Genomic DNA, 23,847 nt, shown 5'->3' on the forward strand with positions numbered 1-23,847 from the left:
TTGGAAACTGGGTGTGATCAGGCAACTCGGGGGCAATCGGTTACGGGTAACCGACCACGTTGCGTGCGCGTGGCGAGCGCGCGGACTGATAAGCCTCGGCACGGCGGACGATCTGGGCGTGCAGGGTCGATTCCGGGTCGACGTCGGTGAGATCGAAGGAGATCTTGCCGCCGTGATCGTGGTGAATGATCAGGGAGTCGTCGACGACGCGATAGACCGCCCGCACGTCGCCGTCGGCCCAGGCCGCTACGTATCGGACCGCAACCGCCCGGTGCAGTGCGAGTCGCCAGTACTTACTCGTTCGCTCGCGCAATCTGCCTGCGCTGACGCCGTCGTACCAGCTGGGCTCCCGCCCTGGTGTGGTCTCGCCCGGAGTGGACCCGAGCGAGGCGTCGCCCGCAGATGCCGACGCAGGTCCGTCGGGAGCCGTCGGTGCGAGGCTGTCGGCGGGTTCCTTCGAGTGCGTCGGCGGTGTCGCGTTTTTTGCGGCGGGCGCGGATTGCTGTGCCCAGCGGTCGGCGGCGCTCAGGTCGACCCACAGGATTTCGCCGTCGCCGACGTGCTGGCCCGCGCGGGTCACGCGGCGCGAAGGTGGGCGACGTGGTGGTTTGGCGCGGGTGCCGATGACGGTGACGACAGCGGTGCCGGGCAGCCGCGTCGCGGGGTCGACCGGCTGGTAGCCGGGGTTGTCCTCGCGGACGAAGCCGAGGACACGGTCGAAGGCGGAGAGGCCCGGCGCGGGAACGCAGCCGTCGAGGCACAGCAGGGTGCGGCCGAGTGCGAAGACGAGGTCGGCCGCGATCGAACCCCGCTTTTCCTCGTCGAACGCGCGGGTGAGGACCTGCGCGGGGACGATCACGATCGAGGTGTCCGAGGGGCTGGTGTGCTCGGCGCAGCGGGTGAGGTGGCCGACGTGGGCCGACTCGGATTCGGCGTAGAACAGGTAGTACGCGGTCGCACCGAAATGCGCTGCGGCGTCCTGCAAGTCGGATCGTTGCGCGGAAGGGAGGGCAGCCGATTTGATCGGTTCACCGCGTCTGGCCCGCTTGGCCTGGACGAGCAATCGCACCTCGCGCGCACCCGAGGGTTCCTGCACGCTGTAGATGAAATCCGCGCCGACGCCGCGCCTTCCGCGAGCCCGATTGCCACCTTCCTCGGGCCGGGTCAGCAGCCTGAGCCCGCCGGATCCTGTTGTCTGTGCGGCCGATCCCCACGACGTGCATCGGCGCGGCGGCACACAATCGGGGCACGGCGCGTCGATGCGATAGTCGACGCCGGTCAGATGGCCGAGCAGGAGTTCGGTGAACGTCTCCTCCTGCCACGGAAACAGCCGCGCGCCGAGGTGTTGCAGCCGGTACACGCTCTGACAGCTCAGCCGCCGCGCCGCGATCGGATCGACGAAGATCTCCGCCGGGAACTCAGACATCGAGCGGGATCTCGATCGTCGGGCGCAACGCCTCCAGCTGGGTGACATACGCGCTGAGCACCCGCTCGTACAGGTCGTCGACCTTGGCGTGGCGCACGGTGATCACCATCGCGTAGCGGATCGGCTGTGCGGTCGCGGTGGGATGGCCCGCCTCACGCGCGTTGTGGTGGATGTCGAAGACCGGGTTGCGCAGGCTGTTGACGCGCTTGCTCCGCTCGGCATGCAGAACGGTGTCCCACTTGTACGAGTCGCGGCGCAGCACCGCCTCGGGGTCGAGCTCGGTGGCGCGGAAGAACGGGGCCGAATCCGGGTGGATTCTGGTCGATTCGGCGAACTTCTCGTCGTGCGGGCGGAAGGTGACGTCGAGGCCGCTGCGGGTGTAGCTGCCGGGGTCGGCGGGGTCGACCGGGGTGGCGTAGACGAGCGTGGCGCGAATTCTGACCATGCCGGCGGGCAGTGCCGCGGGGAGCGGGATCTGGGCGCGCAGATACTTCGCCGGGGTGAGTTCACCCTGGTAGAGGACCCGGGCTTCGCCGTCGCCGCACAGGACCATGTCGGCCAGGGTGGCGGCGATGCGGCCGTGTCCGGAATCGGAATCCGGAGAGCTGGTGCGTCTTTCGGCGGTGTGGACGAGCAGGGCTTTCAGATCGAGCGCACCGAGTTTCGGGCCGAAGAGGGTGCGGGCGCCCAGCGCCGCGCGCAATGCCATCGGGGCGGCGAAGCTGGTGCCGGAGTCGGGGACGGCGGTGCCGTCGGGGCCGACGACGTGGAACGGTTCGTGATCGCTGCCGCCGAAGGCCAGCAGGTCAGGCTTCACGGTGCCGGGGGAGCGACCGGGTCCGATCGCGGAGTACGGCGCCCTGTTCCACTGCGCGCCGACACGATCCGATGAACCGACCGCCAGCGCGTTGACGCTGTCGGCCGGAACCTGCACGCGCGCATTGCCACTGGGCTTGTCGGCTTCGCCGTTGTTGCCGACGGCGATGGTCGCCAGGGTCGTGCCGTCGCTGAGGTAGTCGTCCCAGAACGCGGTCCAGGCGTGCACTTCGTCGTCCTCGATCGGGAGTTCGGGGCCGATGCTGACATTGACGAACTCGTACTTGCGTTGGCGCAGCACGGTATCGATGCGTTCGATCGCCGTGTACAGCTCGCACTGGTCGTCGTCGGTGTCCTCGTCGAGTACCTGATAGTGGTCGACGAAGCCGTACGGGACCGGGACCGGGTGCACTGGGTCGACGCTGCCGAACAGCAGGGCGGAGGTGACACGGTGGCCGTGGTCGAGGTAGTTGCGGTGCGGCGCTGCGCTGTCGGCGAAAGTGTGGGCGTCGACCCAGCGGGCCAGCGGGGTTTCGGTGGGCAGGCCGCCGTCGAAGACCGCGATGGTGAGTTCGCGATCGGTCGGTTCGGCTGCCGGCAGTGCCGGGCGGAACGTGGAAAGCGTGGTTCTGGTCGCTGTTTCGCGTCCGAGTTGGGTACGCATGCGCGGCATGCGGCGGATCACCCGCGTGAACGAGTAGCCGGCGAGCGCGGCGATGGCGGCGTTGGTGCCGGTGACGGGTACGAAGGCAAGGCCGCCGTTGTCGAGCCTGCGATCGATGGCGACGTCGAGGTCGAGATCACGGGAGAAATCGAGCAGACCCTGGAGGGTGATATCGCGGTCGGAGTGCAGGACCAATTCGGCGACTGTCTCCGAATCGCGGGGCGCTGCCGCGAGTCTCAGCCTGTCGTCGGGGTTGTTGAGGCGGAATTCCTCGAGGCTGACGATGCCGTTCTCGGCGCCGCCGAGCGGTGCGTCCGCGCGAAGCCGCGCGGCGAGCAACTGCAGATTCACCCGGGTCGTAGCCAAGAACAGCAGGGTGCTAGCCCGTGGTTTGCCGTGCAGGGGTGCGATCGCCACCGGCCTGCTGCCGAGCGGGTCGAGCTGCATCGAGGTGAGAAGCCTTGTGGGATAACCACTTTTGGACAGATACTGCGGATGCAGGGTGACGGCGGTGACCGTCTCGTCCTCCGGGCAGGCCGTTTTCGGCAACGAGTCGGCACTCGCGGTCGCCGCGCTCAGCATCGGCGCGAGGCGGGCCCGCGCCTGCTGCACCGTGTACGGCGGCTGCGGCGAACCACCGGATCTGCTGGGGGAGATGGGCGTGGTCAGTCGCTCACCGAAGCCGATCAGAAATCGCGGTCCCGCCACCCGTAATCCCCCCAGCTGCCACGTTATTCCCGTCGATGTGTGAAGCCACGGATGGTGTCACGCGAGACCCCCGTGAGCGCACTGATCTGTCTCTGAGACAAGCCTGACACGCCGGTCAGCGTCTGGGCGAGCCGTAACCGATCCGTTTTGGGAAGTTCAGCTACTAGTCGTGCGGAATGCTCGGCCATCAAGCCGGGCAGTAGCTGGTCCTCGAGCACGCAACGCCTGCGCAACCGCAGCATGGTCCGTTCTATGTCGTTGAACGACAAGCCTTTCGACGCGAGCGCCACCGCGTCCACCGCGCCGTCGGGCAGTGGTTGCCCGGCGAACCGGCGGATCGCCTCGCAGCGTTGCTCGGCCTCGGGCAGTGCGAACTCCACGCTCACGTCGAAGCGTCGCCACACGGCCGGGTCGAGCAGGTCGGCGTGGTTGGTCGCGCCGATGACGAGGCCACCGCCGGTCGGCCAGTCGTCGATCTGTTGCAGTAGCACCGTCACCAGGCGTTTCAGTTCGCCCACGTCGCGGTCGTCGTCGCGGCGTTTGGCGATGGCGTCGAGCTCGTCGAGCAGCAGCACGCACGGCCGCTGTTTGGCGTAATCGATGGCGTGGCGCAGGTTGGTGCCGGTCTTGCCGAGCAGGCTGCTCATGATGGTCGCCAGGTCGAGCACCACCAGCGGCAGCGACAGTTGGTGAGCCAGCCAGGCCGCGGCCATCGTCTTGCCGACGCCGGGCGGACCGACGAACAGCAGGCTGCTCGCCGGGGTGAGATCGGCGGCGGCCAGCCGGTCGGCCTGCTTGCGTTCGTCGACGATCTGGGTGAGCACGGCGTAGGTTTCGGCGGCCAGGATCGGCACTTCGGCGGTGGAGCCGGGCGCGATCACCCGCAGCAGCGGCAGCCGGCTGTCGCCGTCGACCGGAATCGGCGTATCCACTTCCGCGCGTAGGGGATTGGCGCGCGTGGGGTTCTGTCGCAGCAGCGCGATGAGCGCATCGGCGAGCTGAGGGCTGGCATGGCGGTGTCGCCGCGCGGCACGCCGCACGAACATCGCGACATCCTGTTCACGCCCGGCCAACGCCAATCTGGCCAGGTGGACGAATTCATCGGGCAGATCGGCGCTCACGTCCGCCGAAGTGGAGCTCAAGGCGTGTGACATGGTCTTCTTCCGATCGTATGCGTGGACTGTTTTCGCTTCACTCGATCGTACGGCGTCCATCATGGGCAAAGTTCACCCCTTGTGTACCGGTTTGACATCGGACCCCACCCGCAGCGCCACATTGATCTGCCGAGCCCTCAGCGCAGCAATTCCCTTCGTCGGATGCTAGTTCCGCCACGCCGGGTCATGGGCGATTCTTTTCGCTTCGGGCGTGCCCAGCGGGCGCTGGTGTGCAGTGTTCGAGGCGCTGGTGCGCAGTGCTGGCACTTTCGGCGCGGTGGTTGACATCGCCCGCGGTCGTCTGTCACTCTCGTTGCAGGTCACGAGTACCAGCGTTCAGCCCCGGCTTGCTGGTCGGCAACCCTCCTCCGCGGTGGGGTGCTCCGGGTGACGACCTGGCTGACGTCCGGATTGGGCGCGGCAAGCGCGGGCCAACTCTTGTGGAGCGGGTCCCTGAGCCGACGGGATTTCGTCATGACTGCTGTAATCGACCCCACCTGTGCCATCGCCGCTGTCACCGGCGCTGACCTGCAGGTTCCGCTCGTTCAAGGCGGTACCAGCTCCTACGCCAACTTCGACTACGCGGCAAGCGCGCCTGCGTTGAAGCAGGTCACCGACCGGATTTCGCAGTTGCTGCCGTTCTACGCCAGCGTGCATCGGGGCGCGGGGTACGCCTCGCGGATCTCCACCGAGTGCTACGAGGCTTCGCGGGGATCGGTCGCCCGGTTCCTCGATGCCGATGACGACCAGGTGGTGGTGTTCACGCGCAACACCACCGATTCGCTGAACCTGCTGGCCGGGTGCGTGCCGGGGGAGACCGTGGTGCTCGATATCGAGCATCACGCGAACTTTCTGCCGTGGACCGAGCACGGCCGTCGCGTCGTGCGGGCCGCCGCCACGGTCGAGGAGACGATTCAGCGTGTGGTCGCCGAGCTGTGCAGCAAGCCTGCCGCGCTGCTCGCGGTGACCGGAGCGTCCAACGTCACCGGTGAGGTGCTGCCGCTGGAACGGCTCGCACGCGTCGCTCACCTGTGTGGTGCGCGCATCCTCGTCGACGCCGCTCAGCTGGCTCCGCATCGCCGGATCTCCCTGCGCGAGACGGGGATCGACTACCTCGCGTTCTCCGGGCACAAGCTGTACGCGCCGTTCGGTTCGGGCGTGCTCGTCGGCCGGCGGGACTGGCTGGACCAGGGCGAGCCCTACCTTGCCGGTGGTGGTGCGGTGCGCGATGTCGGCGTGACAGAGGTCGAGTGGGCGTGCGCGCCCCAGCGGCACGAGGCCGGATCGCCGAATGTTCTCGGCGCGGCCGCTATTGCCGCCGCGTGCGACGCACTCGCCGCCATCGACCCCACCGAACTCGTTGCCCACGAACGCTTCCTTGCCGATCGCCTGCGCGACGGACTCTGCGCGATCTCCGGTGTCGACCTGGTCAGCATCTGGTCCGACAGCCCTGACTGTGTGGGCATCGTCGCCTTCACGGTCGCCGATTTCGCCCCCGGCAAAGTCGCCGCGTACCTCTCCGCCGAACACGCCATCGGCGTCCGCGACGGCCGCTTCTGCGCCCACCCTCTCCTCGCGAGCCTCGGCCTCGACGCGGCCCTGCGAGCCAGCATCGGCCTCGGCACCACCGCTGCTGACGTAGACCGCCTGATCGAAGCGGTAGCCACCCTGGTCACCAACGGCCCCACCTGGAATTACGCCGCCACCGACGGCCACTGGAACCCCACCCCCGAAACCCGCCCCCTCACCGCCGCTTCCCCCGAAGGCGCGGCCCCCTGCCTGCTCGCCTGAACACCGACCCGGCGTAATCGTGCAACCGGGCCTTCCCAGTCGGAATTCTGATTGGCACGAGGGGAGATCGCACGATTACGCCGGTCCCGTCGGCCGTCCGGTTGTCGGATAGCGGCATCTCGCCCGTACCGGGAAATCCAGCGAGCCGAAGTCGAGAAATCTGCTGGTTTGACACTCCGTCAGATTGGGTAACGCGTATCGGACCTGTCGCGATGAAGCCCCCGAGATTGCCCGTAAATCCAAAGGGGACAGAGTGGCCCAGCCGATTCCGCCGTCCGATCCGTGGGCTCGTCCACCCAGGGAACCCGGGAAGAAGCGGCGATGGCCGCTGATTGCCGGGATCGGAGTCGCCGGCGTGCTCGGTCTATCGGTGGTCGCCGGTCTCGGCGACGACGAACCAGCTCCCGCCGCACGGATATCGCCCACTTCGACAACTCGCATTGTCGAATCCAGCACTACTACAACAACTTCGATGACGCAGCCCACGACCACCTCATCGACCGTGTCGACGCTCGCGCCGACCACGACAATCGATGTACCTGTGGCTCCCGTTGCGCCGACCACGACGCTTGCGCCACCCGTCGTTATCCCTGTGCCGACCACGACGGTCGAAGTGCCTGCCCCACGTGTTGCGCCAGTCCCGGAGCCAGAAGCGCCCGCGCCGGCAAGCGCCTATTACCCGAATTGCAAGGCTGCCAAAGCGGCTGGCGCCGCCCCGCTTCACCGGGGCGACCCCGGCTACAGCTCCAACTTGGACCGAGACGGGGACGGCATCGCCTGCGAAAAATAGGCGATCGACGGAGTTGCCCGAAGGTGCGGCACCCTGCTCAATCGGCTGCCAGTCTCGACGCACTGCCGTTGGTGGCGATCACGTGGTCGGTCGCGTCCAACGAATGAATGACGTCGTCGGTGCGGATGTACTGGGAGATCGTGTCCGAGAAGATGAGGGCGAATCTGGCTCTCGGGGAGCAGAGGAACTCGATCGCTTCCAGGACTCCGTGGGCGACGACCTGATCTGCTCGTCGGAGTTCGACACGGCCGCCTACTTCGAACTCGCCGATGGCATCGCCGACTACGGACGGGTTCGGTCTCACGCTCACAGGGAAGACGCCGGTCACGCGGAACTCGCTCATCAACAGAGGTTTTCGATCAGGTGTCGAGTGCTGTCGGGCGGTGGTATTTGCCGTTGTAGTACAGCAGCGGGGCCGCGGAGGGGGACTCTTCGGTTTGGTCGTGGACTCGGGTGACCAGGCCTACGGCGAGGGTGTGGTCGCCGAGGTCGATGAGTTTGTGGACGGTGGTGCGCAGCCAGATGGGGGTGCCGTGCAGGACTGGTTCACCGGTGTCGAGGGTGGTCCAGAGGGAGCGGTCGGTGAAGCGGTCGGCCGCGGTGCGGGAGAAGCGGTGGGCCAAGTGGTGTTGGTGTTCACCCAGGAAGTGGATCACCACCGAGTCCGCGGCTCGCAACGCGTCGATGCTCGATGAGGTGTGGGCGATATTGAACGACACCAGTGGCGGCTCCAACGAGAGCGACGCGAAGGATGTCGCGGTGAATCCGACCGGCCCACTCTCCGCTCCGAGAGTCACTACCGTGACGCCGGCCGGATAGTGCCGCATCGAAGCCCGATACTGCTCAGCCGTGATCCCGCTCAGATCGTCGGGAACCACCAGTCCGGTCTCAGAAGGTTGCACATCGCCCACCGCCCCCAACTTACGCTCGCCACCCAACCACTCCGGCGCCCGCTGTGTCCGTTTGATCCAACTCACCCGGAGCAACTGTTGACGTAATGATTGCGTCAATACATCATTAGGGATGCTGTTTCCCACACCGAAGCTGTCGTCGGACGACGAAGTGGTGCTCGCCGAGGTCGACCAGATGCGCGAGTCCCTTCGGTACGAGCTACAGAGTGTGCCGGCCGTCTGGGTAGGCGGGTTGCGGAAGTTTTTGACCGCCGACGCGGTGTCGGCGTCCAACTCGATCGAGGGGTTCAAGGTCTCGACGGTCGACGTGGAGGACCTGCTGGCCGGCGAGCGTGACGTCGAGGTCTCGGACGAGAATCGTGCCGAGACCTCGGCGTATGCGCGGATGATGACCTATATCCAGACACTGCACGATGTCGAGGACTTCGAATACAGCGCAGGATTTATCAACTCCCTGCACTGGATGCTCCAGGGGCACCGGCACTCGCCCCGCAAGCCCGCGGGGCAGTGGCGACGTGGCCCGGTCTTTGTCACCGACGCCCGCGATCCGAGCATCGCTGCCTACACCGCGCCTGATGTCGAGCAGGTTCCTGCGCTAATGGGTGAGCTGGTCGATTGGCTGAACACGCCGACGGCGACACATTCACTGATTTCCGCCGCGATGGCGCATCTGCATCTGGTGTCGATTCATCCCTGGGCTGACGGCAACGGCCGGATGGCGCGGTCGCTGCAGACATTGATGATCGCGCGCGAAGGTGTCATCGCGCCGGAGTTCTCCTCCATCGAGGCGTGGCTCGGGAGGCCTGGTAATACCTGGGAGTACTACCAGGTACTCGGGCGGCGGGGCAGTGTGTACCGGCCTGATCAGGATGTGTCCGAATGGATCCGGTTCAGTCTGACTGCCTATCACCAGCAGGCGCAGACCGTACACGCGCGAGTCGAGCGTTCGCGGCGGGTGTGGGAAGGGTCCTCGGACTACTTGCGGGCGGCCGGTTCCGACGAACGCATCGTGTCCGCACTGCACGATGTGGCCATGTCGGGTCGCGTGCGTCGGACCAGGTACGAGCAGGCGGAAGGGCTCAATACCCAACAGGCACAGCGTGATCTACGCGAGATGGTGCGCCGCGAGGTGCTTGTCCCAGTGGGCCGCACTCGTGCCAGATATTACGCAGCAGGTCCCCGTTTTCCGGAGGGTGTACTCGAGACCGCCCATACCCCGAAGACTCTGGTCGACCCCTACGCCGATCGCCGCTAGCTTCAGTCGATCTCGATCGGTAGGCCCGCGGTGATGCGGACCAGTTCGCGGAAGTTGGTGCGGAACACCGTGTTCGGGTGGCCGCCCGCGGCCCAGACTTCGGGGTGGGCGGCGAGGGCGGTGTCTACCCAGGTGGGGAGGTTGGTGGGGTGGCCCAAGGGGGCTGTGCCGTCGATGGGTTGACCGGTGATGCGTTCGACCAGGGCGGTGGGGGCGGGGGTGAGGGTGCCTTCGAGGCGTTTGCCGGTGCGGGCGAGGTCGACGCGGTGGTGGTCGGCGACCAGGAGCAGGACGGGGTCGTCGTCGAGGAGGAAGACCTGGGCGGTGAGGATCGCGGTGGGTTGGGCGCCCATGGCGCGGGCGGCATCGGCGGCGGTGGGGGCAGGCGTCTCGGGGCAGACGATGACGCCGTGGTGCCCGCGAGCGATGAGAGTTTCCGCGACCCGGCATGCGACCGGCGGCAATGACGACCTGCGCATGTCATCCAGAGTAGAGGGATTGCGGGAAATGTGCTGTGTTACTGGGGGTCTGAGGACGAGTCCGTGGTGGGTTGTGTGTCGGGGGTTGTGGTCGGGACCAGGTGTTCGGTAGTCCCAGAGGTTTGACGCTGTGTTTGTTGGAGCGCTGGCGCGCTCGAGCGCGGCCCCTGGGGGGCCGCGAGTTAGCCGCCGTTGCTGGCGGCTGCGCCGCGGACGCAACGGCGGCTAACTCGCGGCCGGGCCGCTACGCCGCTTCGCGGCGGACCCTCCTCGAGGTCGGGTCGTGCGGGGCTGGGAGTGCGGTCATGGCGGATCTCAGGTTTGCGGGGGTGTGGACGCGGGGGGTTGCATGGTGGGGCGGCAGGCAATAATCAGGGTATGAGTGAATGGAAGGCTTTTACCGTCGATATCGCTGACAACGTTGCTCAGGTGACGTTGACGGGGCCGGGTAAGGGCAATGCGATGGGACCTGATTTCTGGCGTGAGCTGCCGGAGGTCTTCGCCGAGCTCGACGCGGATCCGCGGGTCCGGGCCGTGGTGATCACGGGGTCGGGCAAGCACTTCTCGTACGGTCTCGACCTGGCCGCGACCGGGGGGATGCTGGCGCCGGTGCTGGCCGACGACGCGAAGGCGGCACCGCGCACGGCGTTCCTCGAGGAGGTCCGCCGGATGCAGGCCTCGGTGACGGCGCTGGCCGAGTGCACCAAGCCGGTGATCGCGGCGGTGTCGGGCTGGTGCATCGGTGGTGGGCTCGACCTGATCGCGGCTGCTGATATCCGCCTGGCCAGCGCGGATGCCAAGTTCAGTCTGCGTGAGGCGAAGGTCGCGATCGTCGCCGACATCGGTTCGCTGCAGCGGCTGCCGGGCATCATCGGCGAGGGCAACCTGCGTGAGCTGGCGTTCACCGCCAAGGACATCGACGCGGCGCGGGCCGAGCGGATGGGTCTGGTGAACGAGGTGTTCGACGATCAGGAGGCCGTGCTGGCCGCCGCGCACGCGATGGCGCGCGAGATCGCGGGCAACCCGCCGCTGGTGGTGCAGGGCATCAAGGACGTGCTCGAGCAGCGGACCAGCCCGGCGGTGGCCGACGGCCTGCGTTATGTGTCGACGTGGAACGCGGCGTTCCTGCCGTCGAAGGACCTCACCGAGGCGATGACGGCGGTGTTCCAGAAGCGCGCGCCGGAGTTCAAGGGCGAGTAAAGGCAGTTCAAACGGTTGCCCCGGCGACCGTTCTGCCTACATACTTGCATTTCACAACTAATTGTATGATGCAAGTAAAGGTGAAAGATGAGCGAGATCGAGCAGGCGATCGACACGATCGCCTCCCAGCTCGTCCGGCTGCACCGCCTGCGTGACCGCTCGCTGGCCCAGATGAACGACGCCTCGGGAATCGACCCGGCCGGGTTCATCGTGCTGTTCCGGCTGGTCTGCGACGGCGCGATGCGTTCGGGCGCGCTCGCCGAGGCGGTGCACTCGGACGCGTCGACGGTGAGCAGGCAGGTCGCCCAGCTGGTCGGACGTGGCCTGGTGGTCCGAACCGCCGACCCGGACGACGGGCGCGCGACCGTGCTCCAGGCCACCGACGAGGGCCGCGACGTCGCCGCCCGGATCCGCGCGCGCCGCCAGGACGCCATCGCGATCATCACCGAGCAGTGGTCGCCCGACGACCGTGCGAGTTTCGCCGGTCTGCTCACCCGCTTCGTGAACGACTACGACCACGCTCGCCCGGCCCTGCTCGCCCGGCCGCATGCTCTGAGCACCACCTCGACGGAGAACGATTCGTGACAACCACAGCGGCGCCCCCGGTGGATTCCCCCGCCGGCTTCACCCACCGCCAGATCCTGACCATCCTGTCCGGGCTGATGCTCGGCATGCTGCTGGCCTCGCTCGACCAGACGATCGTGTCGACCTCCATCCGCACCATCGCCGACGACCTCGACGGCTACTCGCTGCAAGCCTGGGCGACCACGGCCTACCTGATCACCGCGACGATCAGTACCCCGCTCTACGGCAAGCTGTCGGACATGTTCGGCCGCAAGCCGTTCTTCCTGGCGGCGATCGGGCTGTTCATCGTCGGTTCGCTGCTGTGCACGCTGGCCACCTCGATGTATCAGCTGGCTGCGTTCCGTGCCTTCCAGGGTCTGGGCGCGGGCGGGCTGATGTCGCTGGCGCTGGCCATCATGGGCGACATCATCGCGCCCCGTGAACGCGCTCGCTACCAGAGCTATTTCCTTGCGGTATTCGGTATTTCGAGTGTGCTCGGACCGGTGCTCGGCGGTCTGCTGGCCGGGCAGGACACCATCCTCGGCATCACCGGCTGGCGTTGGGTGTTCCTGGTGAACGTGCCGCTGGGGCTGCTTGCCCTGGTGGTGGTGACCCGGGTGCTGCAACTGCCGCGCAAGCCGCACGCCACCCACCGCATCGACTTCGCGGGGGCGATGGTGCTCGCGGTCGGCTTGGTTCCGCTACTGATCGTGGCCGAACAGGGGCGCGAATGGGGCTGGGGCAGTACCTCTTCGGTGATCTGTTATGTGATCGGCTCGGTCGGTCTGGTCGGGTTCGTCGCGATCGAGAAGTTCATGGGCGATGCGGCGCTGATCCCGCTGCGGATCTTCGACAATGTGACTTTCACGCTCGGTGTGGTGATCTCGTTCGTCGTCGGTGCGGCGATGTTCGGCGGCATGTTGTTGCTTCCGCAGTACCTGCAGGTGGTGCGTGGCGCGGGGCCGACCGAGGCCGGTCTGCAGATGCTGCCGATGGTGCTCGGGATGATGATCGGTTCGATCCTGTCGGGTCGGCTGATCTCGAAAACCGGTCGCTACCGGGCCTTCCCGGTGATCGGCGCGGTCATGCTGACGCTCGGGTTGTTCCTGCTGCATCTGCTCGACGCCGACAGCCCGCTGTGGCTGGCGATGCTGTTCATGATGGCCACCGGCTTCGGCCTCGGCAATCTCATGCAGCCGCTGACCCTGGCGTTGCAGAACGCGTTGCCACCCAAGGACATGGGCGTCTCGACCGCGTCGGCGACCTTCTTCCGCCAGATCGGTGGCACTCTCGGCGCAGCGGTGTTCCTCTCGATCTTGTTCTCACTGCTCACGCCGAACATCACCGCCGAAATGCGGCAGTCGGCCGCGGACCCGGCCTACCAGCAGGCCGTGATCGAGGGCGCGCGCAGCACCAACCCGGTCGACGCCGCACTCGCCAAGGGGCTGCTCGCGCACGATACTTCGGCCGCGGGCACCGTGCTGCAGGACAGCTCGATCATCCAGCAACTCGACCCCGAACTCGCCAAGCCCTTCCAGGTGGGCTTCGCCGACTCGATGTCGACGGTTTTCCTCGTCGCGTCCGCGGTGGCCCTGATCGCACTGCTGCTGGTGTTGTTCTGGAAGGAGGTTCCGCTGCGGATGTCGAGTGGGATCCAGGCTGCCGGTGATGCCAAGGCCGCCGAAGCGGTTGGTGCGCTGGCCGACACCGCCGCGCAGTCCAGTGGCGCCGCCGAAGGTCGGGGTGGTGCTCAGGCGGGTGGCCGACCGGGGACGAGCGCGCCCCCGGCATGATCATCAGGTGAGTCGATTCGATGGTGGCGGTGCACGGCGTCGGTTACGTCGTCTGCCCGCCGCCGTCGGCTATCTGCTGGTCGGCGGGCTGACCGGGATCGCGTCGTTGTTCGCGGTAGTCGCGCTGGCGATTGTCGCGGCCGCGAGCCTGATCGGGATCGGGATTCCCGCGCTGCCGGAGGCGGTCAAGTTGATCAGGCCACTGCTGGGACTCGAGCGACGCAGGGCGGCCCAACGGCTCGGCACGCCGATCGTGCCCGCGTACCAGCCGTTGACCGGCGACCTGCGTCATCAGCTCGCGGCGCTGGCCGCCGATCCGGCGAATCGGCGGGATCTCGCCTGGCTGGTGCTGCACGCGATCATCGGATTGCCGCTGGCCGCGCTCGCGGTGGCGTTGCCGCTGAGCGCGGTGCAGCATCTCGCGATTCCGATCTACTGGGGCGCGCGGGCCGATACCACGGTGTCGAGCGGCGGCATCGTGGTCGATTCATGGACCGCCGCCGTGGTGAGCGCGGTGATCGGCATCGTCTACGGCGCGCTCGCCCTGCGTGCGCCCGAGGCGGCTGACGCGCAGGCCCGGGTGGCGGCGGGATTGCTCGCACCGGATGAGAACGCCCTGCTGGCGGACCGGGTCGTCGAACTGACCGCGACCAGGGCCGCCGCGTTGGACGCGCACGGTGCCGAACTGCGCCGCATCGAACGCGATCTGCACGATGGTGCCCAAGCCAGAATCGCGGCGGTGATCATGCAACTCGGGCTCGCCGAGCAATTGCGCGACCGTGATTCCGCTGCCGCCGACCGGATGGTGCGAACCGCGCAGGACACCGCGTCGGCGGCACTGGCCGAGCTACGCGATGTGGTGCGCAGTGTCTACCCGCCGGTGCTCTCGGACCGGGGCCTGAACAGTGCCGTTTCCGCGCTGGCGGCGCGGAGCCCGATCCCGTGTGTGCTCGAGACGAACGGCATCACCCGGCGGCCGATGGCGGTCGAGGCCGCCGCCTATTTCGTGATCGCCGAAGCCATCGCCAACGCGACCAAACACTCCGGCGCCGACACACTCTCGATCGAACTCGGCGGGCCGCCCGATCTGCTCACCGTCGAGATCCGCGACGACGGCGCTGGTGGTGCGATGGTGACCGACGGCGGTGGCCTGGCCGGCATCCGGCGCAGGGCCGAGGCGCTCGACGGGCAGATGACGCTGAGCAGCCCCGCCGGTGGGCCTACTGTGGTGCGCGTGGAGTTGCCGTGCGGGTCGTGATCGCCGAGGACGACGCCCTCCTGCGGGAAGGCCTCGCCCTGCTGTTGAAGACGGCCGGAATCGACGTGGTCGCCGCCGTCGACAATGCTGACGATTTCCTCGCTGTCGTCACCGCCGACCGACCGGACGTCGTGGTGGTCGACGTGCGACTCCCGCCCACCTTCACCGACGACGGCCTGCGCGCCGCGGTGCATGCCAGGACCGTCCATCCCGGGCTGCCGGTGCTCGTGCTGTCGTCCTATGTGGAGGACAGTTACGCCTCCGAACTGCTCGGCGACGGTGCCGGTGGCGTCGGGTACCTGCTCAAGGAACGGGTCGGCAAGGTCGACCTGTTCCTCGAATCCCTGCACCGTGTCGCCGCCGGTGGCACCGCGATGGACCCGGAAGTGATCGCACAGCTGCTGGTGCGCCGCAAGGTCGACGATCCGCTGTCCACGCTGACGATCCGCGAACGGGAAGTGCTCGCACTGATGGCCGAAGGACAGGACAACTCCGCCATCGCCGGACGCCTGGTGGTCACCGAAGGCGCTGTGCTGAAACACATTCGGAGCATTTTCGCCAAGCTCGGACTTTCGGCCGACGTATCGGGTCACCGCCGGGTCCTGGCCGTACTGGCCTACCTCGATGCCCGTCCGGGGCGCACCGCGTAGGTGGATCACGCTTCTCACGACGCGCACACCACGGTGTCGAAGGCCTTCTCGACAACCGCTGCCTGATCCTTGCTGTTCGGCAGTTCGTTCACGGTGATGGTGATCGCGACGCCGTCGGCTGTGACACCGGTGCGGGTGTCGAAACCGGGGATGCTGCCGCCGTGGGCGACGGTCTTCTTGCCACACGAGCTGGTCTGCTCGACCAGGCCCAGACCGTAACCAGCCGAGGGCATTCGGTCGAACGGCACCGTCTGGCGCATCTGGTCCAGCTGCGCTGCGGGCAGCAGTTCGCCGCCGAGCAGGGCGATGAAGAAGCGGTTCAGATCAGAGCCGGTGGCGATCATCGCGCCCGCGGTATCACCCCATGAGGGATCGAAGTCGGTGAAATCGATACGGGTGCCGTCGATTTCCTGGTAGCCGCGCGGATGTGGGGCGCGCAGGCCGGTGTCGCCGGGAGCGGGAAAATAGGTGTCGCGCAGGCCGAGTGGCTCGATGATCCTGGTGCTGATCGCACTGGCGGCGGAGCGGCCGGTGACCTGCTCGATCAGCATGCCGAGCAGGATGTAGTTGGTGTTGGTGTAGACCGAGCGGGCGCCGGGTTCGTGCCGCGGCGGCATCGTCATCGCGATGCGGACCAGTTCGGCAGGCGAATAGTGGTGCAGGCGAATGAGTTCCGGGTCGGGTGCGATCTGCTGCGTGCCGGCTTCGGCGCGCATGCTGGGATCGCCACCGGCCACGTAGTCCGGTAGGCCGCTGGTGTGCTGGAGCAGTTGGCGCACCGTGATGCGGTTGCCGTCGTTGCCGCTGCCCTGCACGACACCGGGTAGGTACCGCTCGACGGGGCCATCGAGTTCGACCTTGCCCTCGGCGACCAGCTGCATGACCACGGTGGCGACGAAACTCTTGGTGTTGCTGCCGATTCGGACGTGCGCCTTGTCGGGGAACTGTGCACCGGTGCCGATATCACCGACCCCGGCCGTGATGGTCTGCTCGCCGGCAGGGGTGGTGATCACGGCTTGGGCGCCGGGAAATCCTGCCCGCACCACCGATTCGAGCGCCTGCCGGATCTCGGGCCGATCCGGTTGCGCCGCGGTGGCGCTGTGCTCGGGGCCGCACGCCGTGACGGTGAGTAGCGCGAGCAGACCCGTTCCGGCCGCGAAGGCGCGCAGTGACTTGCTCGAAAAAGTGGTGGTGAGCTGCATGATTCGAGCCTAGGAACGGGTGGGTGCCGTGCCTATGCCGCTCGCGCCCGAATCGGAGGTGGTGCCAGCACTACCAAACGAAGGGTGGGGTAGGTGAAGCGACCAAGGGGAGAGCGAAAATACCCCTTGGGGTGGCTGTTCAAACCTCTGTGTCGCAATAACTTCGAGATGTCGTCATCGCACGCATCAGGAGAGACAACATGCGCATCAAATCCACTATCGCCGCCGCCGCACTGGCCGTCGCGACCGTCGCCGGGGTGTCGGCGGTCGGTGCGGGCAGTGCCGCCGCGGCCCCGTACGGAACGTATTACGGCACGTACTACGAGCTCTACCAGTGCCGCGCGGCAGGCGAGGATCCGTACACCGGTGGGTACTACTGGGAGTGCACGGAGACCTGGGACGGCTGGGACCTCTACATCTGGTACTGACAAAAGCGGGAAGTCCGAAAGCTCTTCGGACTTCCCGTTTCGTTAGGTCTATCGGCTCAGTGGCCGGATTCCTTCAGCCGGGCGAAGGACTCGTCGATGATCTTCTCGGCCTCGGCGCGGCCCAGCCACTCCGAACCTTCGACGTACTTGCCGGGCTCGAGATCCTTGTAGCGCTCGAAGAAGTGCTTGATCGCCGACAGTTCGAACTCCGAGACGTCGCCCAGGTCCTGGATGTGATCCCAGCGCGGGTCGCCCGCGGGGACGCACAGCACCTTGTCGTCGCCGCCGGCTTCGTCGGTCATGCGGTACACGCCCACCGGGCGGGCCTCGACGATCACGCCGGGGAACACCGACTCGGGCAGCAGCACCAGCGCGTCGAGCGGGTCGCCGTCCTCGCCGAGGGTGTTCTCGATGAAGCCGTAGTCGGCCGGGTAGCCCATGGAGGTGTACAGGTACCGGTCGAGCTTGACCCGGCCGCTCTCGTGATCGACCTCGTACTTGTTCCGAGAACCCTTGGGAATCTCGATGGTGACGTCGAACTCCACGCCATCTCCTTGCTCGTTCGAGTGCTGGTCTGTGCCGAATCGCCAGATCGTTCTGGGGAACCGTTGCGCAACGAGGATAGTGTGGTGTGCTGGTACACCGGTGCGGCAGGCGGCTCAGTCGCGCAGTCGAGGCGTGTCGGGCGGCGTTTTAGGGAGACACGGTCGTGGTCGGTGCAGACGGCAGAAATCCGGGATCGCAGGTGCAGGGGCGCCGCAGGTCCCGCTGGATCTGGTTGTCAGCGGTGGTCGTCGCGCTGCTGGTGATCGCGGGCGGTTTCGCGGCGATCGCGAAGCCGTGGACGCCGGAATTCCGGCACGGCGGGCTCACCGTGGCGCCGCCGCCGGACACCGGTCAGGTGTTTCCCGAGGTGGCGCCTGCCCGCTCGGACGCGCCCGCGCCCACGGTGGCCGGGATCGCCGCGGCGCTCGCGCCGGTGGTCGGCAACCCCGACCTCGGGACGTTCGCCGGTCAGGTGACCGATCCGGCCAGCGGGACGGTGCTGTGGAGTCAGGAGCCGGTGAAGGCGATGATTCCGTCCTCGACGGCGAAGATCATGCTGGTCGCGGCCGCGCTGCTCACCCTGCCCGATGATCAGCGGGTGGCCACGAAAGTGCTCGCCGGCGCACCGGGCGAACTGGTGCTGGTCGCCGGTGGGGACCCGACGCTGACCACGCAGGCTGCCGGTGGTTACTACACCGACGGTGCGCGGATCTCGGATCTGGCCGCGCAGGTGCGGGCCGCTGGCAGGCAGGCGAACGCGATCGTGGTCGACACTTCCGCTTATTCGGGGCCGACGATGGCGTCTGGCTGGGATCCGATCGATGTTCCGGAAGGGTCGATCACGCCGATCGAACCGATCATGATCGATGGTGGCCGACTCGACTACGCGGCCGACTACTCCCCGCGCACCTCGAATCCCGCCCTCGACGCGGGCCGGGCGCTGGCTGCCGCGCTCGGGATCGATCCGGGTGCGGTGCGGGTCGGTCCGGCTACGCAGAACGGGGCACAGATCGCGAAGGTCGAATCCGCTCCGCTGCGAGTTCGCCTGCACGACATGATGATTCATTCCGACAATGTGCTGGCCGAAACCATCGGACGTGAGCTGGCGGTGGCGTCGGGCCAGCCCGCGTCGTTCGCCGGTGCGGTCGCGGCTACCTCCGCGGCGCTGTCAGCGGCCGGGTTCGATGTCGCCGGCATGCATTTGGCCGACAACAGTGGGCTTTCCGTCGACGACCGCGTATCGCCGAAGCTGCTCGACTCGATCATCGCGACCGCCGCGAAGCCGACCGGCGCCGCGGCTGTGGTGCCCGCCGGGACGCAGGCCAGGCCCGAAAACGACCCGCGCGCAGCCGCTCTCGCGCCGATGCTCGACGATCTGCCCGTCGCGGGCGGCACCGGCACGCTCGCGCCGCGTTTCGTCACCCAGAACCGGCAGGGTGCGGGGTGGGTGCGCGCCAAGACCGGAACTCTGAGCGTGGCCAGCGCGTTGGTCGGATATGTACTCGACCGTGACGGGCGGGTGCTCACCTTCGCACTCATGTCGAACGACCGATTGCCGGAACAGAGCAGGCCGGCGCTCGACGCGGTGGCGGGTGCCCTGCGCAACTGCGGATGCTCGTAGAGAACGGGTGATTGATGACCGACAAGACCGAGCGCAAGAGTTCCGGGTTCAGCGGAGCGGTGGATTGGCGGCTGGCCGCGCGGACGGGGGCCGTGCTGGCTCCCGCCGGGCCGCGCGTGTCGCGGCAGACGGCTGAGCAGGTCGTCGCCGAATTGGCGTCGGCCTCGGTGCTGGCCGAACTGCCGGTACGCGAGGTCAGCGGATTGCTCGACGATCGGCCGGTGCCCGAGGCGCGGATCGTCGACCGGCCGGGGTGGATCTCGGCGGCCGCCGAATCGATGGCTGTGCTCACCGGCACCGAGTCCACCGACGGGGGCAAGTTCGTCGGGAAGCCCGCGGGTGTGCAGGCCGGGACGATGCTGGCGTTCCTGTCCACCGCGATTCTCGGCCAGTACGACCCGTTCACCGGCGAGGACGGCACCTTGTTGCTGGTCGCGCCCAATATTCTCGGTGTCGAGCGGGCGCTCGGTGTCGATCCAAGCGACTTCCGGTTATGGGTGTGCCTGCACGAGGTGACCCATCGGGTGCAGTTCTCGTCGGCGCCCTGGCTGGGCGACTACATGCGCTCCAACGTGGACATCTTGAGTGAGGTCGGCGAGGAACCGATGAGCGAGATGCTCACCCGGTTGCTCGGTGAGGTGCGCTCCCGACGCAATGGGGACACCGCCGATGATCCGAACGCTCGGGGAGTGGTCGGGCTGTTGCGTGCCGCCCAGGCACCGCCGCAGCGGGAGGCGCTGGATCGGCTGCTGATGCTCGGCACGCTGCTCGAGGGGCACGCCGATCATGTGATGGACGCTGTCGGGCCCGCTGTGGTGCCGACCGTCGCCGATATCCGGGCGGCCTTCGATCGACGCAGGCAGCGGCCCTCGAATCCGATTCAGCGGTTGCTGCGGGCCTTGCTCGGGGTGGACGCGAAGGTCGCGCAGTACGTCCGGGGAAAGAAGTTCGTGGACGCGGTGGTCGAGCGGGTGGGGGTCGCGGAGTTCAACACGGTGTGGACGAACGCGGACACGCTGCCGTTGCTGGATGAGGTCGACGATCCGGAGCGGTGGATTCGCCGGGTGCTGGGGTAGATGACCGGACCGAGTGGCGTGCGCCTGCCGGAGACCGCGGCGGTGCTCGCCGTGCGCCGTGGTGTGCGGGAATGGGTCGCCGCGCGGGGCGGGCGTGGGCCGGTGGTCGTCGGGTTGTCCGGTGGGGCTGATTCGCTGGCCCTGGTGGCCGCTGCTGTTGTCGAGGCGGGTGCGGTGACCGCGGTGGTGGTCGATCATCGATTGCAGGAGGGCTCGGCCGAGGTGGCCGATCGGGCGGTCGAGCAGGCGAGGGCGCTCGGGTGCGTGGGGGCGATGGTGGTGCCTGTCGATGTGGGGCGTGCGGGGGGTGTGGAGGCGGCCGCGCGGGTGGCTCGGTACGCGGCGTTGGAGTCGGTGCGGGACGGGCGGCCGGTGCTGCTCGGGCACACCCTCGATGATCAGGCCGAGACTGTGCTGCTCGGATTGGCGCGGGGGTCGGGCGGGCGATCGATTCAGGGGATGGTGGCGTGGAATTCGCCGTGGGGGCGGCCGCTGCTGGGTGTACGGCGCGCTGAGACGGTGCAGGTGTGTGCGGATCTGGGGATCGCGCCCTGGGACGACCCACACAACACCGACCCCAGCTACACCCGGGTTCGCGTGCGCAACGAGGTGTTGCCGCTGCTCGAAGAGGTACTCGGTGGTGGCGTGGCACAGGCGCTGGCCCGCACCGCCGACCAGCTCCGCGCGGACGGGACCGTCCTCGACGCCTACGCCGACGAGTTGCTGCGGGCGGCACGTGCTGTGCCGGACACCGGCACCCCCGACAGCGATCGACCGACCCTCTCGATCGAGATCCTGACCACTGCGCCGCCCGCGTTGCGGCGCAGAGCTGTGCGGGCCTGGCTCGCGGATCAGGGCGTGACCGGGCTCATGAACGCCCATTTACAGGCGATCGACGAGCTGGTGAGCAACTGGCGTGGCCAGGGCGGGGTGGCGGTGGCGGGTGGCTCGAGGGACCACAGGTTGGTCGTGACGCGCGAACATGGCACGCTGGCGGTGCGAGCACAGCCGCGCATTTGATGCCACGAAGGGACACCCACTTCCGTGTACGGAGACGACATCGCATCGGTGCTGATCACCGAAGACGAGATCAAAGCCAAGATCGAGGAACTGGCCGAACTCGTCGCCAAGCGGTACCCGCCCGATTCCCCCGAAGGTGACCTCCTGCTGATCTGTGTCCTCAAGGGCGCGATCTTCTTCATGACCGACTTCGCCAGGGCGCTGCCGATTCCCACCCAGCTCGAATTCATGGCCGTGTCGTCCTACGGTTCGTCCACCTCGTCCTCGGGCGTGGTGCGGATCATGAAGGACCTGGACAAGGACATCGCGGGCCGCAATGTCCTGATCGTCGAGGACATCATCGACTCGGGCCTGACCCTGTCCTGGCTCAAGCGCAACCTGTCCACCCGCAACCCGGCCTCGCTGGAAGTAGTCACCCTGCTCCGCAAGCCCGACGCCCTGCGCACCCCCGTCGACGTCGCCCACGTGGGCTTCGACATCCCCAACGAATTCGTCGTCGGCTACGGCCTCGACTACGCCGAGCGCTACCGCGACCTGCCCTACATCGGCACCCTCAACCCGGCGGTCTACTCGTAGATCCTGGAGCGGGGCGTGCGGGGCTGGGGATCAACGACCCTGAGCAGGGCCCGGATGTCCGTGTCGATCGCGCGGAACAGCACGTACGAGCCGATGAAGGCCACGACGCTGCCGAGGTAGACCACGCGCAGCGAGACCATGGTCGGCAGCAGGTCTTCGGTCGGCAGCAAGGTGATGGCGAGCATCGCGATCAGTGGAATGGACGCGGCGACCGCCAGGTACCACCCGCAGCGCTGCCGGAGTCCGCGCAGCGCCGCGGCATCGGTGTGGAACAGGTGGCCTCGCTGCACGACGATCGGGTAGACGCAGCGGACCATGTAGAAGGTGATCAGAAAGAACGCGTAGGTCACCGCGACCGCGCAGCCGATGGCGTTCGACAGTAGAAACTGCGCGGTGGTGCGGGTCTCCAGGTGGCCGGTGCTGACTTTCACCACGGCGGGCAGGATCGCGGCCGCGGTGGCCCAGAACAGTGTGGCGACAACAACCGCGCGGTCACCCAGGTACAGCGACTGCCGTCCGGCTGACCCCAGATCGCCGGGTCGCACGTGCCTGCCGGCTCGCAAGGCGCGCGGAACCAGGATCGCGTGGCGGGACAGGAAGATCAGGATCACCGTGCCGAGCGCGAAAGAAATCACGTTGGTGACCACCGAGACGATGTGCAGCGCTTCGCGAGCGACCGGTTCGAGCCGCTGCACGAGTAGGCCGGAGTTCTGCCACGTCTTGTACCGGATGGCGAGTGCGTTGGGTACGGCGATCGCCAGCGTCATCAAGGGAACCATGAAGGGCCGCAGGCGGATTCGGTAGGAACCGGCCGGTGGGTCGACCAGGTTTCTGCTGCGCGGGTCGAGGCAGAGATCGAACTGCTCGGCGAGCACGGTGCCGTCGGGCCAGCGGTCTGTTCGATCAGGTGCCAAGCAGCGCAGCAACACCCGGCGCAGCGTGGGCGGGCAGTCCGGCGGAAGTTGGTGCAGAGCAGCGCTACTCACTCCGGCACTCCGGGAGACGAGCATGGCGTCCAGCCTCGCGCGATCGGTCAGGGCGGGATCGTCGGCGCCGGTGTCATCGAACGGCTTTGCGCCGGTGAGCAATTCCCACAGCAGCACACCCAGTGAGAAGAGATCGGAGCGTGCTTCGAGGTCGGCGGCGCTGCGGTCATGGCCGGGGTGGCTGGCCTCGAGTTGCTCGGGCGACATGTACGCGAGCGACCCGCCGAAATACGACAGTGGGCTGGTGCCCGCGGTTTCGCTGAAACTGATGTTGAAATCGGCGAGCTTCGGCACGCCCTCGGCGGTCAGCAGCACGTTCGCCGGTTTCACATCACGGTGCAGGACACCGCGATCCGCCGCGTGATCCAGCGCTGACGCCAGGCGCCGGCCCAGCCAGGCCACCGTGTCGGGCCAGCTGAGTTCGGCGATCTCGGAACGCACGCTCGAATCGGCCGGGCGGATTTCGCCCTTCTCCGCCATCGCCGCGTCGATCGCGTCGAGCAGGAGCCGGCCGCTGCGGTCGTCGGGTGGCGTCGCGCGGACCCAGCGCAGCAGGCCGAGCAGGGTGCCGCCGGGCAGGAACTGCATGTAGAGCAGCCGCAGCCGGGGTGAGCCGTCGGCTGGCGGGTCCAGCACCAGCTGATCGAAGACGCGCACGATGTAGGCATGGTCGAGCTGGGCCAGGGTTTGCGGCTCGGTGCCGCTGTCGGCGGAGATCTTCACCGCGACCAGCCGCTGCATCGAGCGTTGCCGGGCCAGGAAGACCCGGGCGAACGCGCCGGCACCGAGCTCGGTCAACAGCTCGAAGTCGCCGATCTGAGCGCCCGCCTCGAACCGGTCGAGCCCGCGTCGATCGGTGGGGTGCGCGGTGGCGGTGCGGTCGAGCGAGGGGCGGGTCGCCTCGGTGATCACTGTCGAGCTCACGACGGGGGA

At 67.6% G+C, this 23,847-nt stretch carries 22 protein-coding genes and 1 riboswitch; of the genes, 13 read left to right on the forward strand and 9 right to left on the reverse strand.

Features of this window, described 5'->3' with window-relative positions; all coding sequences use genetic code 11:
- Window positions 1-40: 40 nt before the first annotated feature.
- The 3 genes from ACWZHB_RS30140 to ACWZHB_RS30150 are packed head-to-tail and all read right to left on the reverse strand — an operon-like array spanning window position 41 to window position 4,768.
- Complete coding sequence (locus ACWZHB_RS30140) at window positions 41-1,426, reverse strand: hypothetical protein (protein WP_427905127.1); 1,386 nt, start codon at window positions 1,424-1,426, stop codon at window positions 41-43.
- Window positions 1,419-3,614, reverse strand: coding sequence for a S8 family peptidase (locus tag ACWZHB_RS30145; protein WP_427905128.1), 2,196 nt, complete (start codon window positions 3,612-3,614; stop codon window positions 1,419-1,421). The genes ACWZHB_RS30140 and ACWZHB_RS30145 overlap by 8 nt, the downstream gene beginning before the upstream one ends.
- Window positions 3,615-3,637: 23 nt before the next feature.
- Entirely contained in the window at window positions 3,638-4,768 is a 1,131-nt protein-coding gene (locus tag ACWZHB_RS30150) for an AAA family ATPase (RefSeq protein WP_427905129.1), read from the reverse strand.
- Between the two features lie 318 nt (window positions 4,769-5,086).
- Window positions 5,087-5,201: riboswitch (SAM riboswitch) on the forward strand.
- A 41-nt stretch (window positions 5,202-5,242) separates the two neighbouring features.
- Here ACWZHB_RS30150 and ACWZHB_RS30155 point away from each other — a divergent pair.
- The gene (locus ACWZHB_RS30155) at window positions 5,243-6,559 is read left to right on the forward strand and encodes an aminotransferase class V-fold PLP-dependent enzyme (protein WP_427905130.1); all 1,317 of its coding nucleotides are present in this window, start codon (window positions 5,243-5,245) and stop codon (window positions 6,557-6,559) included.
- Between the two features lie 472 nt (window positions 6,560-7,031).
- Window positions 7,032-7,349 (forward strand): excalibur calcium-binding domain-containing protein, encoded by a 318-nt coding sequence (locus ACWZHB_RS30160; RefSeq protein ID WP_427905131.1) that lies wholly within the window; start codon window positions 7,032-7,034, stop codon window positions 7,347-7,349.
- A 37-nt stretch (window positions 7,350-7,386) separates the two neighbouring features.
- On the opposite strand, the gene ACWZHB_RS30165 is transcribed toward ACWZHB_RS30160, so the two are convergent.
- Window positions 7,387-7,692, reverse strand: a complete 306-nt coding sequence (locus ACWZHB_RS30165; RefSeq protein WP_427905132.1) for a hypothetical protein — start codon at window positions 7,690-7,692, stop codon at window positions 7,387-7,389.
- A gap of 16 nt (window positions 7,693-7,708) precedes the next feature.
- Window positions 7,709-8,176, reverse strand: a complete 468-nt coding sequence (locus ACWZHB_RS30170) for a flavin reductase family protein (RefSeq protein ID WP_427909353.1) — start codon at window positions 8,174-8,176, stop codon at window positions 7,709-7,711.
- 196 nt (window positions 8,177-8,372) lie between these two features.
- Between ACWZHB_RS30170 and ACWZHB_RS30175 the strand changes: the two genes are divergently transcribed.
- Window positions 8,373-9,515, forward strand: coding sequence for a Fic family protein (locus tag ACWZHB_RS30175; RefSeq protein WP_427905133.1), 1,143 nt, complete (start codon window positions 8,373-8,375; stop codon window positions 9,513-9,515).
- A gap of 2 nt (window positions 9,516-9,517) precedes the next feature.
- Here the strand turns inward: ACWZHB_RS30175 and ACWZHB_RS30180 are convergent, their stop codons facing one another.
- Complete coding sequence (locus ACWZHB_RS30180) at window positions 9,518-9,994, reverse strand: YbaK/EbsC family protein (RefSeq protein WP_427905134.1); 477 nt, start codon at window positions 9,992-9,994, stop codon at window positions 9,518-9,520.
- 378 nt (window positions 9,995-10,372) lie between these two features.
- Here ACWZHB_RS30180 and ACWZHB_RS30185 point away from each other — a divergent pair, with 378 nt between their 5' ends.
- The 5 genes from ACWZHB_RS30185 (at window position 10,373) to ACWZHB_RS30205 (ending at window position 15,459) form a co-directional block, all read left to right on the forward strand.
- Window positions 10,373-11,194 carry a crotonase/enoyl-CoA hydratase family protein gene (locus ACWZHB_RS30185; RefSeq protein WP_427905135.1) on the forward strand — a complete coding sequence of 274 codons (822 nt, stop codon included), beginning with the start codon at window positions 10,373-10,375 and terminating at the stop codon, window positions 11,192-11,194.
- 87 nt (window positions 11,195-11,281) lie between these two features.
- On the forward strand, window positions 11,282-11,779 hold the full coding sequence (locus ACWZHB_RS30190; protein WP_427905136.1) for a MarR family winged helix-turn-helix transcriptional regulator: 498 nt from the start codon (window positions 11,282-11,284) through the stop codon (window positions 11,777-11,779).
- The gene (locus ACWZHB_RS30195) at window positions 11,776-13,551 is read left to right on the forward strand and encodes an MDR family MFS transporter (protein WP_427905137.1); all 1,776 of its coding nucleotides are present in this window, start codon (window positions 11,776-11,778) and stop codon (window positions 13,549-13,551) included. Before ACWZHB_RS30190 ends, ACWZHB_RS30195 begins: the two co-directional genes overlap by 4 nt.
- 7 nt (window positions 13,552-13,558) lie before the next feature.
- On the forward strand, window positions 13,559-14,809 hold the full coding sequence (locus ACWZHB_RS30200) for a sensor histidine kinase (protein ID WP_427905138.1): 1,251 nt from the start codon (window positions 13,559-13,561) through the stop codon (window positions 14,807-14,809).
- Window positions 14,797-15,459, forward strand: a complete 663-nt coding sequence (locus tag ACWZHB_RS30205) for a response regulator (RefSeq protein ID WP_427905139.1) — start codon at window positions 14,797-14,799, stop codon at window positions 15,457-15,459. The genes ACWZHB_RS30200 and ACWZHB_RS30205 overlap by 13 nt, the downstream gene beginning before the upstream one ends.
- 14 nt (window positions 15,460-15,473) lie before the next feature.
- Here the strand turns inward: ACWZHB_RS30205 and ACWZHB_RS30210 are convergent, their stop codons facing one another.
- A complete protein-coding gene (locus ACWZHB_RS30210) occupies window positions 15,474-16,661 on the reverse strand; it encodes a serine hydrolase domain-containing protein (RefSeq protein WP_427905140.1) in 1,188 nt (395 codons plus the stop codon).
- A gap of 200 nt (window positions 16,662-16,861) precedes the next feature.
- On the opposite strand from ACWZHB_RS30210, the gene ACWZHB_RS30215 reads away from it, so the two are divergent.
- Entirely contained in the window at window positions 16,862-17,089 is a 228-nt protein-coding gene (locus ACWZHB_RS30215; protein WP_378918509.1) for a hypothetical protein, read from the forward strand.
- A gap of 56 nt (window positions 17,090-17,145) precedes the next feature.
- On the opposite strand, the gene ACWZHB_RS30220 is transcribed toward ACWZHB_RS30215, so the two are convergent.
- Window positions 17,146-17,634, reverse strand: a complete 489-nt coding sequence (locus tag ACWZHB_RS30220) for an inorganic diphosphatase (RefSeq protein ID WP_266297542.1) — start codon at window positions 17,632-17,634, stop codon at window positions 17,146-17,148.
- Between the two features lie 164 nt (window positions 17,635-17,798).
- Here ACWZHB_RS30220 and dacB point away from each other — a divergent pair, with 164 nt between their 5' ends.
- Genes dacB through hpt form a run of 4 tightly spaced genes read left to right on the forward strand, consistent with a single transcriptional unit; the run spans window position 17,799 to window position 21,928 of the window.
- Window positions 17,799-19,256, forward strand: a complete 1,458-nt coding sequence (dacB, locus tag ACWZHB_RS30225; protein WP_427905141.1) for a D-alanyl-D-alanine carboxypeptidase/D-alanyl-D-alanine endopeptidase — start codon at window positions 17,799-17,801, stop codon at window positions 19,254-19,256.
- Between the two features lie 14 nt (window positions 19,257-19,270).
- Entirely contained in the window at window positions 19,271-20,332 is a 1,062-nt protein-coding gene (locus tag ACWZHB_RS30230; protein WP_427905142.1) for a zinc-dependent metalloprotease, read from the forward strand.
- A complete protein-coding gene (gene tilS / locus ACWZHB_RS30235) occupies window positions 20,333-21,352 on the forward strand; it encodes a tRNA lysidine(34) synthetase TilS (RefSeq protein WP_427905143.1) in 1,020 nt (339 codons plus the stop codon).
- Between the two features lie 24 nt (window positions 21,353-21,376).
- Window positions 21,377-21,928: a hypoxanthine phosphoribosyltransferase gene (hpt, locus tag ACWZHB_RS30240; protein WP_101464749.1), complete on the forward strand. Its 552-nt coding sequence runs from the start codon at window positions 21,377-21,379 to the stop codon at window positions 21,926-21,928.
- On the opposite strand, the gene ACWZHB_RS30245 is transcribed toward hpt, so the two are convergent.
- Window positions 21,919-23,838: a serine/threonine-protein kinase gene (locus tag ACWZHB_RS30245; protein WP_427905144.1), complete on the reverse strand. Its 1,920-nt coding sequence runs from the start codon at window positions 23,836-23,838 to the stop codon at window positions 21,919-21,921. The genes hpt and ACWZHB_RS30245 overlap by 10 nt on opposite strands.
- Window positions 23,839-23,847: the final 9 nt, after the last annotated feature.

The sequence above is a fragment of the Nocardia sp. FBN12 genome, assembly GCF_054031145.1.